18 protein-coding genes are annotated in these 14147 nt (G+C 36.0%); all 18 read right to left on the reverse strand.

The genetic code is table 11. The annotated features are described in order from the left end of the window. Nucleotides 1-15 precede the first annotated feature (15 nt). Complete coding sequence (locus tag KQI49_RS07965; protein WP_216487842.1) at nt 16-378, reverse strand: response regulator; 363 nt, start codon at nt 376-378, stop codon at nt 16-18. Between the two features lie 43 nt (nt 379-421). Beyond that, complete coding sequence (gene fliY, locus KQI49_RS07970) at nt 422-1591, reverse strand: flagellar motor switch phosphatase FliY (RefSeq protein ID WP_216487867.1); 1170 nt, start codon at nt 1589-1591, stop codon at nt 422-424. Further along, on the reverse strand, nt 1584-2582 hold the full coding sequence (fliM, locus tag KQI49_RS07975) for a flagellar motor switch protein FliM (protein ID WP_216487843.1): 999 nt from the start codon (nt 2580-2582) through the stop codon (nt 1584-1586). The genes fliY and fliM overlap by 8 nt, the downstream gene beginning before the upstream one ends. A 59-nt stretch (nt 2583-2641) precedes the next feature. Continuing rightward, nucleotides 2642-3061, reverse strand: coding sequence for a flagellar basal body-associated protein FliL (gene fliL / locus KQI49_RS07980; protein ID WP_216487844.1), 420 nt, complete (start codon nt 3059-3061; stop codon nt 2642-2644). Continuing rightward, nucleotides 3054-3272 carry a flagellar FlbD family protein gene (locus tag KQI49_RS07985; protein ID WP_216487845.1) on the reverse strand — a complete coding sequence of 73 codons (219 nt, stop codon included), beginning with the start codon at nt 3270-3272 and terminating at the stop codon, nt 3054-3056. Before KQI49_RS07985 ends, fliL begins: the two co-directional genes overlap by 8 nt. A gap of 274 nt (nt 3273-3546) precedes the next feature. Beyond that, nucleotides 3547-4329, reverse strand: a complete 783-nt coding sequence (gene flgG / locus KQI49_RS07990; RefSeq protein ID WP_216487846.1) for a flagellar basal body rod protein FlgG — start codon at nt 4327-4329, stop codon at nt 3547-3549. Nucleotides 4330-4414: 85 nt separating this feature from the next. Next, nucleotides 4415-4789 carry a TIGR02530 family flagellar biosynthesis protein gene (locus KQI49_RS07995; protein WP_216487847.1) on the reverse strand — a complete coding sequence of 125 codons (375 nt, stop codon included), beginning with the start codon at nt 4787-4789 and terminating at the stop codon, nt 4415-4417. Nucleotides 4790-4821: 32 nt separating this feature from the next. Continuing rightward, nucleotides 4822-5253: a flagellar hook assembly protein FlgD gene (flgD, locus tag KQI49_RS08000; protein ID WP_216487848.1), complete on the reverse strand. Its 432-nt coding sequence runs from the start codon at nt 5251-5253 to the stop codon at nt 4822-4824. A gap of 9 nt (nt 5254-5262) precedes the next feature. Beyond that, nucleotides 5263-6705, reverse strand: coding sequence for a flagellar hook-length control protein FliK (locus KQI49_RS08005; RefSeq protein ID WP_216487849.1), 1443 nt, complete (start codon nt 6703-6705; stop codon nt 5263-5265). 31 nt (nt 6706-6736) lie between these two features. After that, nucleotides 6737-7333, reverse strand: coding sequence for a MotE family protein (locus KQI49_RS08010; RefSeq protein WP_216487850.1), 597 nt, complete (start codon nt 7331-7333; stop codon nt 6737-6739). Between the two features lie 9 nt (nt 7334-7342). Then, nucleotides 7343-7783: a flagellar export protein FliJ gene (gene fliJ, locus KQI49_RS08015; RefSeq protein WP_216487851.1), complete on the reverse strand. Its 441-nt coding sequence runs from the start codon at nt 7781-7783 to the stop codon at nt 7343-7345. Further along, nucleotides 7780-9105, reverse strand: a complete 1326-nt coding sequence (gene fliI / locus KQI49_RS08020) for a flagellar protein export ATPase FliI (protein ID WP_216487852.1) — start codon at nt 9103-9105, stop codon at nt 7780-7782. The genes fliJ and fliI overlap by 4 nt, the downstream gene beginning before the upstream one ends. Beyond that, nucleotides 9071-9865, reverse strand: a complete 795-nt coding sequence (gene fliH / locus KQI49_RS08025) for a flagellar assembly protein FliH (RefSeq protein WP_216487853.1) — start codon at nt 9863-9865, stop codon at nt 9071-9073. Before fliH ends, fliI begins: the two co-directional genes overlap by 35 nt. Continuing rightward, nucleotides 9858-10871, reverse strand: a complete 1014-nt coding sequence (gene fliG / locus KQI49_RS08030) for a flagellar motor switch protein FliG (protein ID WP_216487854.1) — start codon at nt 10869-10871, stop codon at nt 9858-9860. The genes fliH and fliG overlap by 8 nt, the downstream gene beginning before the upstream one ends. Nucleotides 10872-10887: 16 nt before the next feature. Next, complete coding sequence (fliF, locus tag KQI49_RS08035; RefSeq protein WP_216487855.1) at nt 10888-12480, reverse strand: flagellar basal-body MS-ring/collar protein FliF; 1593 nt, start codon at nt 12478-12480, stop codon at nt 10888-10890. Between the two features lie 66 nt (nt 12481-12546). Beyond that, nucleotides 12547-12852: a flagellar hook-basal body complex protein FliE gene (fliE, locus tag KQI49_RS08040; protein WP_216487856.1), complete on the reverse strand. Its 306-nt coding sequence runs from the start codon at nt 12850-12852 to the stop codon at nt 12547-12549. Between the two features lie 15 nt (nt 12853-12867). Then, nucleotides 12868-13320 (reverse strand): flagellar basal body rod protein FlgC, encoded by a 453-nt coding sequence (flgC, locus tag KQI49_RS08045; protein ID WP_216487857.1) that lies wholly within the window; start codon nt 13318-13320, stop codon nt 12868-12870. 2 nt (nt 13321-13322) lie between these two features. Next, a complete protein-coding gene (flgB, locus tag KQI49_RS08050; protein ID WP_216487858.1) occupies nt 13323-13718 on the reverse strand; it encodes a flagellar basal body rod protein FlgB in 396 nt (131 codons plus the stop codon). Nucleotides 13719-14147 lie beyond the last annotated feature (429 nt).

Raw genomic sequence — 14147 nt, forward strand, 5'->3', positions numbered from 1 at the left:
ACTACCACTCGTTTCCTATTTTAGAGACTTTTCAATTGCTTCAATCACACGATCAGATTGAAATGGCTTAACAATGAAATCTTTAGCACCAGCCTGAATGGCATCAATGACCATTGCTTGCTGCCCCATCGCACTACACATGACGATACGAGCTTCTGGATTAATATCTTTAATTTCTTTTAAGGCAGTGATACCATCCTTTTCAGGCATTGTAATATCCATGGTGACAAGATCTGGTGTTAATTCTTTATATTTCTCCACCGCTTCTGCACCGTCTTGCGCCTCTCCAACAACTTCAAAATTATTTTTGATTAAAATATCTTTTATCATCATTCTCATAAATGCTGCATCATCTACAATCAATATACGTTTTGCCATTCGAAATTCCCCCATAACTTATAATTGTTTATAATTCATTCTCTTATTTTAATTGCATTAATCTATCAGACTGGCTAATAATGTCGGTCAATCTTACTCCGAAGTTTTCATCGATAACGACGACTTCACCTTTTGCAATAAGTTTCTGATTAACGAGAATATCAACTGGTTCCCCTGCTAATTTATCTAGCTCTACGATAGATCCAGCAGATAGCTCTAATATATCTTTAATGGTTCGATTGGTTCTACCTAGTTCAACGGTTACTTTTAAAGGTATATCTAATAACATATCTAAATTTCGTTGTTCATTCTGATTTAATGTATTTGGTTTAAAATTAGAGAAATCAGCATGTTCCACATGGACGTCTTTCTTATTGATCGGGTCACCAATGAATTGAGGTTCTTTCTTTGAATAGAAAGCCTGTGATGACTCATCTTCCACCCTATTTTCATGCGAATGTATGTGAGTTGATTTGGTTTGGTTACTCATATTTTCTACCACCGCTTTTTCAATGGTAGCTGCTTCTTCATCAGATCCATTTAACAATTGATTAACAAGTTCTTTAGCAAAGTTTATCGGCATTAATTGCATTATGTATGAATCGATAAGTGTGCCAATTTTCAATTGAAATGAAACCTTAACGATAGATTGTTCAACTGTTAACTCATCAGTTTCAATATCCTCATCGCTCTTTTTTAATTCAATCGACGGCGGAGATATATCTACGCGCTTTTCAAAAACTGTAGACATACTAGTGGCTGCAGCCCCCATCATTTGATTCATTGCTTCCTGAACAGCACTGAGATGAATCTCATTTAATTCTTCCTCAGGAGACGTTCCATCACCGCCAAGCATAATATCAGAAATAATGGCAGCATCTGATGACTTCATGACAAAAATATTTTGACCTGAAAAACCTTCCATATAATTCACTTGAATGTTCACTTGATCAAACGTATAATCTTCATTTAACTCTTCATGCGTTATAATAGACACTTCTGGTGTAGTTATCTCCACTTTTTGATTTAATAAAGTGGAAAGAGTTGTAGCAGAACTGCCTATAGAAATATTCCCGATTTCTCCTAACGTATCTACTTCAATATCTGATAGGAGTTGACTATTGTGTTTAGAGCTGTTTTCTTCGTCCTCTTCATCGATACTCACATTCAAAAGTGCATCGATCTCATCTTGGGAGAGCATTCCATCAGTCATTCTGTTCATTCCCTTCTTTGTAATCCCCTAAAATTTGCACAGAATTCTTATTCCTATACTTTCCGGGTTGAGCAAGATATTTATTCTCGTCATTAATTTTTAATAATAAGGGCTCACCAATATTTTGATTTAACTTAATGACGTCTTCTGTTTGTAAATTTAAAAACTCTTGAATATCTATTGTAGTTTCACCAAGGATCGCTTTCGTTTCAACGATAGCCTGTTCTAGACTTTTAGAAATGTTCTCATATGCTTCAGGATCTCGTTTGTTTTTCACTGTTTGCATTTGATAGTGAAACGATAGCTTAGGAATAATAGGTTCTAAAACAATATGTGGTATACAAATATTGATCATGCCACCTGATTCCCCTATTGTTGTGTTTAAAGTGACAACAACGACTGTTTCGTTTGGAGCTACCATTTGTAAGAACTGTGGATTGACTTCAAAGTCTTCCAGAACAGCATCTATTTCAATAATTGATGACCAGGCTTCTTCCAAGTTAGTAATCGCCTTTTCGAATAATTGAGTTAGTAAAATTGTTTCAATCTCCGTAAAACCATCAATTTTATCTATCGTATCACCCTTACCACCAAGGATACGGTCAAGCAAACCATATGCTATATTTGGGTTAACCTCCATAATGATATTGCCTTCAAGAGGTGACACACTATATACATTTAAAACGGTCACTTCCGGTACTGACCGGATAAACTCTTCGTATGGTATTTGATCAACTGAAGCGACTGATATATCAACATAAGACCGTAAATGTGATGAAAAGAACGTCGTTAGTAATCTTGCATAATTTTCATGGATTCTACCGATACTCCTAATCTGGTCTTTAGAGAATCGTAAAGCACGTTTAAAGTCATAGACTCTGATACGCTTTTCTTCCTCTTCTTTCTTCAATTCTTCAGCATCCATCTCTCCAGATGTGATAGCAGATAAAAGGGCATCTATTTCATTTTGAGATAAAATCTCTTCAACCAAAAAATCACCTCCAGGTAGGAGTATACCTATTTATTAAAGACAGTAAGGAGCATTATCATTTATTGAAGAACTTTACTTATCGTATAAACGTCTGTAATTTTTCCTTCTGTCATCACTTCATTTAATCTATCTTTTAATGCATCTTCTAAATCATCGAGTCCTTCTTTAAAGTCCTCTTCATCCATTTTTGCCATTTCTTTAATTAATGCGTTTTTAATTTGGAAATCTCGCTTAGATATCTCTTCTTTAGCTTTCTTCCCATCAGTAGTAATTTGAAACTGTATTCTTACAAAACTGCCATCTTTTAAGTCTGTTGTTATATCCGGCGTTTCGTAGGAATATTCAACTATATCGTCAATGGTCTGTGCCTCCGTTTTATCGTTCTTTCCTGGTAAGTTCAGAACAATAACAACGGTAATTCCACTAATCACGACGATACTTATTAAAGAAATGAGCATTGTTTTTATAAGCTTACTCACTATCTTCACCAGCCTCATTTAAAGCTTTTTGAATCCCTATCTTTTGGTAATAGTTTGTAATGAGTTGGGTAACATCACTTTCCTTCTCTTTAACTACGAGCTTTTTTCCATTAAGAAGTGTAATCGTAGTATCTGGTAGGGATTGAATCTGTTCAATCATAAGTGCATTCAATGTTAACTTTTCATCATTCAGACGGGTAAGTTTGATCATAGGTATTGGCGAGATTGAGAAGTTGTTGTAAAAAAGTAAAGAGGATCCATTTCTAATAAGTACTATTCGCTCCGGAAAAACACTTCGCTTTCCGTGGGCGGCTGATGAGCCTCCTCGTGCTACGCACTCCGGGGTCTCATCTAGGCCTCTTCTCCCACAGGAGTCTACGTATTTTTCCTACGCTGATTTTAAAAGTATTTTTTATTCAAATACACTTTAGTAGGTTCGCTCTTACATTAACTAATATACTTAAACCCCAATCTCTACCTCCTTATTATCGTTTTAGATTAACAAGTTCTTGTAAAATCTCGTCAGATGTTGTAATGATTCTTGTGTTCGCCTGGAACCCACGTTGGGCGGTGATCATTTCGGTGAATTCTTCTGAAAGATCGACGTTAGACATTTCGAGAGCGCCTGAGATGATGTCTGCTGTATTGTCTCCCTCTGTATTTGCGTCTCCTGAACTGTCTGTCTGTAACCATAAATTGTTGCCGGCTTTTTCTAATCCGCCATCATTAGAAAATGTAGCCAATTGTATTTTACCTGCTTCTCTTTGTTCCCCTTTATCATCAGTATATTTAACAGTCCCGTCTTTTTGAATACTAAAACTTTTTGCGGCATTAGGGATATTTATATTCCCATTATCCCCTTGTACATAATATCCATCTGCATTAACAAGATCACCGTTATCATCAAGATAGAAATTACCAGCTCGTGTGTAGGCATTTGTACCATCAGGCATTTCTACTATAAAAAATCCATCTCCGTCAATCATTAAATCTAGTGGTCTTTCAGTATTTTGCAAATTCCCTTGTGTATGGACATTATCGATGGAACCTATTTGAGTTCCTGTACCGACTTGCACGGCGTTGATGCCTCCTCTTCCATTTCCAGAACCTTGTGCCGGTGAAGATGTCTGACTCATTAAATCTTGAAAAGTTATACGCCCTTTTTTGAAGCCGGCTGTATTGACGTTGGCGATATTATTTCCGACAACATCTAATTTTGTTTGAAAGTTTTTCATTCCTGAAATTCCTGAATACATTGAACGTAACATTGTTTTATCCCCTTTAAATGTATTGTCATTTTTCAAGCTGTCTCATTCATTCAACAGCTTATTGGCTTCCCGGTAGGGTCCAGCCTTATTGTTTGTCCATTAAAATCGTTCCGTTAATATTGGTGAAAATTCGGTCTTGTGCTTCGTTGAGATTCATAGCTGTGACGACTGTGTTATTTTTCGCACTGACGAGTAATGCTGCATCATTCATTAAAACTAATGAATCGGTGATTCCTTTTTGCTTTGCTTCATCTATTTTCTCACTCAGTTTATCCCACTCAGCTTCATTGATGTTTATATTTCTTTCATGCAATCTTTCTGAGGCGTGTTTACTGATCTTTAATTTCTGTTCCTTTTCAAAAATGGATTTAAAATCTTCGTCAATTTGCTTCGTTTGCTGTTTTGCTTTGTTAAGATGTAATAAGTGCTTATGTGATAGCTGGTGAATGCGATGATCCATTTCCTTCACCTCTAACTTATCTTCTTTTTCACTTAGCTATTCACTTCTAAAATAGCATCAGCATAAACTTCCTCGCCATTTTCAAGTTTTAAAATAGCCCATCCATCTTGCTGGCTGACAGCTTTTACTTTACTTGTTTCAACATCTAACTTAGCTCCAGTTTCTTTATCAAAAGCTTGGTAAGACACTTCTTTTCCAATCATATGACTGTACTGGACTACTGGTGAAACAAGCTGACTTTCGACAAGGGCATCCACTGATTTTGATATGTTCATCATTTGCTCTAGAGAAGAAAATGTCGCCATTTGAGAGATAAATTCTTTATCATCCATTGGACTAAGTGGATCTTGGTTCTGTAATTGAGTCATTAATATTTTTAAAAATTCTTCCTTGCCTAAATCAGGACTTGGTGCTCGTGATGTTGATTGATTTTTTAAATATAGTGATGGATCTATTGCGTCCACTGTTATCACCTACACTTTCTCATTCATAAGTATTTCGCGAAAATCAACTTCATTGCTGTCATCGTTATGTTGGTTATCGTCGTGATTTTGTTGCGCGTTATTGTCCTGGTCATTAAATGATTCGTCATTCTGTTCTTCTGGTACATCAGCTGATTGCTGTAGGTTGATTTCCTGCCTTTCTACAACAACTTGATGAGGTGAAAAGATATTTCGTAATTGATGTAAATTCCTTTCAAGCAAATCTTTAGTTGCTCCGGAATTAACTGCTATTTTGACAACCATTTCTCCATCCATCTGAGTAAAATGAACTCGCATCTCACCTAAATTCTCGGGACGTAGCACCATCGATAACTGCATTCGACCATTCGGCTGTGATAAAAATTTACTTGATGCCATTATTTTTTCAATTTGGTCAATAACTTGTTGATCAACTGAAGATGATGATTGCATTTGATTCACATGTATAACGTATTGCTCTATTTGTGACATAGGCAAACTTGTTAAGCCAATGCCAATGCCACTGCTCTGCGTGATGTTGTTTTGATTGGTTGTTGTCTGTTTATTAATTGAATGAGACAACCATTTAGAAATATCACTTGTTTCCACGCTAGCATTTGTCCGATATGTTGAGGCTAGTTCTTTTCGCTTTTGATAGTTTTGAACCAATTCTTGCCAGATGGCTTTTTCTTTTGACGTTGCTTTATCTTCTGATATTTCTGGATTAAGAAGTTTAAGAATACCATCTTTTTTCAAGGAGCTATCTAACAGCTGTTCTATATTGAATGTTAATCGGTCGATACTACTTTCACTTAAATTTTGTTGCTTGAGTATGTGTTCTACTTGTGTTTTTAAGTTTTGAAATAGAGTTGCCTGTTCTAATAGATTAATAGGATTATTGTTTAACCAATCAAGTAGATTTTCTAACTGGTCTTCAATATTTTCTAATGGCTTATCATCATCAATTAAGCTGGCTTGAATATTCTCTAGCATTTCTACCAATATCTCACTTGATATAGAGTCCCGATTCGTTTCGTCGGTGGATATAACGAGCTCATCCTCAGGTTTGGCTATACTAGACCACTGTTCTAACAAGTGAAGTAACTGAGCGGAAATTTCCTTAATATCTTCTTCGCCATCCATTCCTGATAAAAGCATTTCAGCTTGCTCTTCCAATTCTTCTAAATTTTCGCCTTCACCTAAAAGTGTATTCATAGTTTCAGAAGGTTGAATAACTCCTCCCAAAAACATTTTAATGAGCTGGCCGGCCTCATTCTCTGTACCTATCCGGTTAGATTGCGATATATCTTTCATAGGCATAGAGCCATTTCCAAGTTGCTCTTCTAAGGAAGCTTCAAACAGTCGATTTGTTTGGCCCTTACTTCCCTTCATGGAATGATTGGAATTTGGAACAGAAACGTTATTCTGTTGAAATAAAAAGTTAACTGTATCCATATTCTCACCTCCCTTCAAGTACATTTATATTTTATTGGTCAGCACGATCGATTAAGGATTGAGTTAGTTCAGCTGCTTTTTCAGGATCCATTTCTTCTAAAATTTTTCCTCGCACCTTATTAGATAAGTTATCTAAGACCGATAATGCAGATTCTTCTTTTAGACGTTGGATAATATGTGCCGCTTGCTCCGGATTCATATCTTTGAATGTTTGTGATGTTTGCTTCAGTGAATCTTTCTCACTATTTCCCTCATCTTCATGATCAGTTTCTTCGTTATCAGCGGATTTTTTTAATTTCAATACTTCTTTTTCAAGTTGGTCGATAACATCTTCTAAGTTATCAACATTCGCAGTAAGTTGTTCTACCTCTGAATTTTTTTCTTCAATAGTAAGTTGCAATTTTTCATTTTTGCTTTGAAGGTCTTTATCTTCTTCTGTAGTGACAAGTGAAGAAACCACTGGGACATTGGATGCTTTATCTTTAATCCACCCTGTTGCATCTATACCAGCCATCGAAAAGATGATAAATGCCAATGCAATTGCAAACACAACAGGTATAACAATTGCGATAAGAAACCATATAAGTGGATTCATTCTATTTTTTTTAATGTTTTTATTATCTGCCATTTGTTTCACCTATTTTACTTGGCTTAAGTACTGCTGAATTGATATTTCATCTAAAAATGCTTCTTCTCGTCTTTTTTCAACTTCTTCTTCTGTTTTACGTCTTGTTTCAATGACTTTTTCAAACTTTTTCACTTCCACATGTGCTGCTGTGAGCTTGCCATGTTGTTGTTCCATCTCGCTTCTAGCCTTTTGGACTTGTTCTTGTAAACTAGCAATCTTATAACTTAAGTTCTCTATATATTCAACTTGTTGTTTTATCATATCGATAGATGTCGATTCATGAAATGACGCTTCATAGGTTTCTTCCGCTTCTTCTTTCTTTTTTAGCAAAGTGTAAAGGCGTGTTGCAACATCTTCAAACGACTTAATGGATAGATTGTATGCCTTCTGGGCATCAACTTTTTCCCTTTCACGAACAGTTAATACTTTGCCCAGTGCTACCGTACTCATTGAGCTCCACCTCCATTTAATAACTCTTCCATTTCTTTAATAGACTCATCAAATGTATAAGAGTCATGGACACCTTGTTTTAAAAAATCTTGAATGTTTGTCTGATAGGTAATGGCTTTATCAATTTCTTGGTCAGTACCTCGTTTATAAGCTCCAATTTGTATCAATTCACGGTTTTGTTCATATGTAGCCATAAGTGAACGTATTTGCTGAGCAACATCTTGATGTTTTGAAGAAGCTATTTGCTTCATGACACGGCTGATCGACTTAAGTATATTAATTGCTGGGTACTGTCCTCGTTCAGCTAATTCACGCTCCATTACAAAGTGACCGTCTAAAATTCCTCTGACAGTGTCAGCTATCGGTTCATTCATATCATCCCCGTCAACGAGCACTGTATAAAAGGCAGTAATGGATCCCCGTTCGTTCGTTCCTGTTCTCTCTAATAATTTAGGTAACGTTGCAAAAACAGACGGTGTATAACCTTTTGTGGTGGGTGGTTCACCTGCTGCAAGGCCCACTTCTCTTTGGGCCATCGCAAATCGAGTGACTGAATCCATCATGAGATTGACTTTGTACCCTAAATCACGAAAATACTCACTTATTGCAGTTGCAGTATAAGCACCCTTAATCCTCATTAATGCTGGTTGATCAGAAGTTGCAACCACAACAATCGATTTCTTCAAGCCTTCCTGACCAAGATCGTTATCAATAAACTCTCTTACTTCCCTACCACGCTCACCGATTAAGGCAATAATATTTATATCTGCTTCACTATTCCTGGCAATCATGCCGAGTAAAGTACTTTTTCCTACTCCAGATCCCGCAAAGATACCGATTCGCTGACCTTTACCTACTGTCAACATAGTGTCAATTGCCTTTACACCTACTTGAATCGGTTCGGAAATAGGTGGTCTTGAAAGTGGGTTTGGCGGTGCTTGTTCAGTAACATAGTTAGATAACCCAGAAGGTAGTGACGATTCATCAAGAGGTTCACCAAGTGAATTAACGACATTACCAATTAGTCCTTTTCCTACCTGTATACTTAGGGGGCGCCCTGTAGCTTCCACTAAACAACCAGGCCCTATTTCAGCCACCTCAGAATATGGCATAAGAATTATTTTTTCATTATTAAAGCCAACAACTTCAGCTATGGTAGGGTTTCTCCCATTTGATTTTGCGTGAATATAACAAACCTCACCTACATTGGCTTCAGGTCCTGCCGATTCAATCATTATCCCGACAACACGCTGGACTTTACCAAAATGTTTGTACGTATTAATTTGGTCAATTTCTGTTAACATCTTTTCTAGATTTAGCATTATTTTCCATCCTCAATTCTTTCAGGATATTTTTTATAGTTGCTAATTGTGTGTCAACACTTGCATCAATTTGTCCTAGCGGATGTTCAATTATACAAGCACCAGGTTTAAGTTCGTAGTCAATAAAAATTAATAAATCAACCTGTTCTCCTAAAACCTGAACCAATTCGGGTTTAAGTTCAATAACTGTTTTATAATTACTTGGGTGTAGATAGATTGAAATAGTCGTTTGTTCTTTGACTTCATTAATAGCTTTAGACACGAGTGACATAAAGGACTCTGGATCTTTTTGTAGTTTTGTATGTAATATTTTTTCTGCGATATGAACTGATAGGGAAAGAATATCCATTTCAGCTTGTTCAATTGATTGCTTATAATCCTCATTGGCTAATGAAATTATTGAATTAGCTTGGGAGAGCAGATCTTCAAATTTTTTTAAGCTTTCTTTCTTCCCCTTTTCAAATCCTGTTTTATATCCATCCTCTTCAGCTTTTCTAGTGATTTCAGCTTTCTCTTGTTGCCATTGTTCTTGAAGTATCTTTATCTCTGATTTTGTCTGTTCAATTAAATTAGTTTTTTGTTTTTGTATTGCTTCCAATTCATTGTTCATCAACTCTAATTCTTCATTCGCTTTTTCTACTTCTTCATTAGAAGGTAAAGAGTCCTGTTTAACTGGGTTTGGTGTATCTATCTCAAAGGGTCTAATCTTAATGACACGTCGTCGCTCACTTATATCTGGCTTCGGATGGGAATCAGACAATAATATCATCTCCTCCACCTCGTGCAATCACAATTTCCCCAATATCTTCTAAGCGGCGTATTGTCGAAACAACTCTTGTTTGTGCTTCTTCAACGTCACGTAAACGGACAGGTCCCATATATTCCATTTCTTCTTTAAATGTTTCAGCCATTCGTTGTGACATATTTTTAAAGATAACGTCTTTAACTTCATCACTAGCTACTCGTAAAGATAGGCGTAAGTCTTCATTTTCGACTTCTCGAATGACTCGCTGAATAGCTCGATTGTCCAATATGACAATATCTTCGAAAACAAACATCCGTTTTTTAATTTCTTCAGCTAAGTCAGGGTCTTGAACTTCAAGAGTGTCTAGAATCGTTCGTTCAGTACTTCGGTCTACACCATTAAGAACCTCTACAACTGTCTGAATGCCTCCAGTTTGCGTGTAATCTTCCGCAACAGATGCCGAAACATTCCGCTCTAAAACCTGCTCTACCTGACTAATGATTTCAGGCGAGGTAGAGTCCATTGTTGCAATTCTTTTAGCAACTTCGGCTTGAACTTCTTGATTAAGCTCCGATAATATTTGACCTGATTGTTCAGCATCCAAATAAGAAAGCACGAGTGCGATTGTTTGTGGATGTTCATTTTGTATGAAATTTAACAATTGTTGTGGATCAGCTTTACGGGCAAAATCAAATGGTCTTACTTGTAATGAAGCAGTTAAACGATTAATAATATTACTTGCTTCCTGCTCACCAAATGCTTTTTCAAGTACGGATTTGGCATAGCCTATACCCCCTTGTGAGATGTAGTCTTGCGCTAAAGCGATCTGATGAAATTGGTCTAAGACGTCTTCCTTTAATTCTGAACCCACTTTTTTAACAGAAGAAATTTCTAAGCTTAGTTGTTCAATTTCTTCCTCGGTCAAATGCTTATAAACTTGTGCTGAGACATCGGGTCCTAAAGAGATAAGAAGGATTGCTGCTTTTTGTTTTCCTGTTAGCCCTCTTTTTTGTCTTGCCATGTCAACACCTCCAAATCTAATCTTCTCCGATCCAGCTTCTTAATAATTTGGCAAACTCATCTGGCTTTTCTTGAGCCATTTTTTCTAACTGTTTCCTACGTGTTGTTGATTCCGATTCTTCCTCGTCATCAATATGAGGCATAGCTACACTTTTTTCTATTTCCTCTTCTTCTTCTTCATAGACTTCTTCTTGAGGTTGTTTGCGTCGTAACATTATGATTAGAATCACAATGAGTACTAATAGTGCTCCGCCAACAGCGTATAACCAAGTTGGAATACCTGCACTTTTTGTATCTGGGATAGAGAAACTATCCGGGAATTCCTGAAAGACTATTGACACTTTTTCTTCTGGAGTGACTTCTCCGTACTCTTTGTCTATTGAGGTGCTAATAATTGAATTAAGGATAGATTCAATGCCTTGCTCAACGACGTTTTGATCATTTTGGTTCAAGAATTGAACATCATCCCCATCTCTTTCAGTCACATTATTAACAGCAACCTGAATACCCATATCTCTAATCTTATAAGGACTTTCTACTATGTCCTTTTTAATTCTATTAAATTCATTATTGACTGTTTCTTTTACTAGTTCGTAGTCACCGTCATCAGTCTCAACTGCTTCATATCCCGGAATATCTTCTTCTCCAGTGCCAGCAACGCCACCTACTTCTGGGTTACCACTATACGTTTCATGTATACTTTCTATACTTACTGGTAAACCTTCCATATTATCTTCATCAACCGGATCCACAATTTCTTCAACTCTGTTTTCTTGTGTGAAATCAATGTCAGTTGTCACTGAAACAACAACATTTTCCATTCCAATCATCGTTCCGAGTAATTGTTGAGCGCGTCTCTGGATATCTTTTTCAATATCCTTCTTGATTGTTTGTTGATCTGAGTAAGTACTTCCAGCAACAGAACTGTCACTTCCACTTTGATCATAATACTCAAAGTATTGATTCATAATTGCAATATTCTCTGGTGGAAGATTTGGTACTGCTTTTGAAACTAAGTGATATAAGGAGTTAATCTGATTTCCCTCAAGCTGATAGCCTGGTTGTGTATTTAAAACAATAGAAGCTGTTGCCGGTTGATTCTCATCACTAACAAAAACCGGATCTTTAGGCATGTTAATCATGACTTTTGCATCTTCTATGCCATCAATGCCTTTCATTAAATTAGCTAACTCTGTTTGCATGGCATCTAATTTCATGATGTCAAACTCATTATCTGTTATTCCCCAAGATGTATTTTCACTAAAAAATGAATAATCAATACTACCACTATTCGGTATACCTTCTCCCGCTAAGTCCACAAGTAATGTGTCCACTTGTTCTTCAGGTACGGTGATGGATTTACCACCTTCTTTTATTTCATAAGGAATACTACGTGTATCAAGTTCTTCTTTAATTTGTGCGACTTCTTGGGTTGATAAATTATTGTATAAAGGAACATAATGATTATTAGATTTAAATAAAAAAGGAAGCGCAATCGCTAATAAAACAATCGCTAAAATCGAACCTAATAATATACCCTTTTGTGTTTTATTTCTTTTTGACCAAAATTGAGTTACTTTATCTTTTATCAAGTTATACTTTTCATTCATAAAATCCCCCGCCACATTACAAAACATTAATAAAAACTATAAGTTATATTTACAAGGTATAAGCTATTAAACTTGCATTCGCATTATTTCGTTATACGCATCAATTACTTTTTTCTGAATTTGTACAGATGTCTCCAATGTGACACTCGCCTTTTGAGCTGAGATCATAACGTCATGTAAATCATCAATCTGGCCTGAAGCCAATGCTTCTGTCTTTTGATTTGAGATAACTTGTGACTTATTAACATCTGTAATTGCTTTTTCTAAAACATTTGCGAATTTACCTTGGTTATTCTCCTGTTTATTCGCAGGGGAAGATAATTTAATACCGTTATTTACAGCACTAGTTACTTCATTTATGTATGAGTTCATTTACTTTTCTCCCATCTATTTTCCAATCTCCAAAGCTTTCATTAGCATAGTTTTATTAGCATTTAATGCTGTTACATTTGCTTCATAAGAACGTGTTGCACTCATTAAATCGACCATTTCTTTGAGAGGATCAACATTTGGCATATGTACATTTCCGTTTTCATCTGCATCAGGATGTGACGGATTGTAAACTAGTTTGAAAGGTTCTCTATCTTCAACTACACCACTTACTTTCACACCACCACTTTGTTTTGATTGGTTAGTTGCTTGATGTAGAAAAGATTTGAAGTTTCCACTGTTTGGTTGTAGATGTACCATTTTTCTTCGATAAGGCTCATATTGACCTGCCTCATTTGTTGTTGCCCTTGTTGTCTGTGCATTGGCTATATTGGATGAGATAACATCCATTCGAAATCGTTCAGCAGTTAAAGCACTTGCACTAGAATTAAACGAACTGAAGATAGACATTTTTACCTTCCTCCTCTAATCACTGTCTGTAAGTTATTAAACTTATCATTCATACGATCGACTAAACCTTGATAATAGATTTGATTCTTTGCCAACTCAGACATCTCCTTATCAATATCTACATTATTTCCATTGTGATTATAAGAAGTATGCCCCTTTGTGAATTCCTGATACGGAAGTCTCATATCGCTATTAAAGGAAATATGCCGGTCGTTAGTTAATTTAGTTGGCATTTTATTTTGAAGAGCTTCGTTCAGTGTCTTTTTAAACATAACGTCTTTCGCTTTATAGTTTGGTGTGTCGACGTTTGATATATTTGTGGATATGACTTTGTTTTTTGCACTAGAGTATTGCAGTGATTGTTCTAAAGTATTAAATGTTTTTCCAAATAGGTCCATTGTTACCCCTCTTTCGTCCCTATAATTCAGTTAACTCGACATAATCCGACGCATTTTTATTTTTCTCTACAGTTAGTTTAAATTAAATCCCGACTAAAGTCTATGGAATTACGAAAATGTACACAATTAAATCTAAAAATAGTTCTAAAGACCCATGAATTTGAATGTATTTATACAAGAATTTAAACATAAGAAGTAAACGTTACAAAAATAATGGTTTGTTTTACCTATCAATCACTAGAGTTAAAGAAATATTCAGCGGGGTGAAAAAAGTGGTAATTAATCCTTAAGGAAAAAATGAAGTTTCCTTGGGAGTGTAAACTGAACTGTGTAAGTGAGAGAGCGTACGACTCTTGCTTCGCAGTTCAGTTTTTTTATTGTAAGATAAAAATATAACGATTGGGAGGTTATTCTATTGGCCAAGTCAAA

Source organism: Virgibacillus sp. MSJ-26, from assembly GCF_018918075.1.
In the GTDB taxonomy this organism is placed as follows: domain Bacteria; phylum Bacillota; class Bacilli; order Bacillales; family Amphibacillaceae; genus MSJ-26.

Coding starts and splice junctions, on each gene's coding strand:
- flgC (WP_216487857.1), bottom strand. CDS start 13,320: ATGTCTATCTTCAGTTCGTTTAATTCTAGTGCAAGTGCTTTAACTGCT.
- KQI49_RS08005 (WP_216487849.1), bottom strand. CDS start 6,705: ATGGATACAGTTAACTTTTTATTTCAACAGAATAACGTTTCTGTTCCA.
- fliG (WP_216487854.1), bottom strand. CDS start 10,871: ATGGCAAGACAAAAAAGAGGGCTAACAGGAAAACAAAAAGCAGCAATC.
- fliI (WP_216487852.1), bottom strand. CDS start 9,105: ATGCTAAATCTAGAAAAGATGTTAACAGAAATTGACCAAATTAATACG.
- KQI49_RS08010 (WP_216487850.1), bottom strand. CDS start 7,333: ATGGCAGATAATAAAAACATTAAAAAAAATAGAATGAATCCACTTATA.
- fliJ (WP_216487851.1), bottom strand. CDS start 7,783: ATGAGTACGGTAGCACTGGGCAAAGTATTAACTGTTCGTGAAAGGGAA.
- fliF (WP_216487855.1), bottom strand. CDS start 12,480: ATGAATGAAAAGTATAACTTGATAAAAGATAAAGTAACTCAATTTTGG.
- KQI49_RS07985 (WP_216487845.1), bottom strand. CDS start 3,272: ATGATCAAACTTACCCGTCTGAATGATGAAAAGTTAACATTGAATGCA.
- fliE (WP_216487856.1), bottom strand. CDS start 12,852: ATGAACTCATACATAAATGAAGTAACTAGTGCTGTAAATAACGGTATT.
- flgG (WP_216487846.1), bottom strand. CDS start 4,329: ATGTTACGTTCAATGTATTCAGGAATTTCAGGAATGAAAAACTTTCAA.
- flgB (WP_216487858.1), bottom strand. CDS start 13,718: ATGGACCTATTTGGAAAAACATTTAATACTTTAGAACAATCACTGCAA.
- fliY (WP_216487867.1), bottom strand. CDS start 1,591: ATGACTGATGGAATGCTCTCCCAAGATGAGATCGATGCACTTTTGAAT.
- KQI49_RS07965 (WP_216487842.1), bottom strand. CDS start 378: ATGGCAAAACGTATATTGATTGTAGATGATGCAGCATTTATGAGAATG.
- KQI49_RS07995 (WP_216487847.1), bottom strand. CDS start 4,789: ATGGATCATCGCATTCACCAGCTATCACATAAGCACTTATTACATCTT.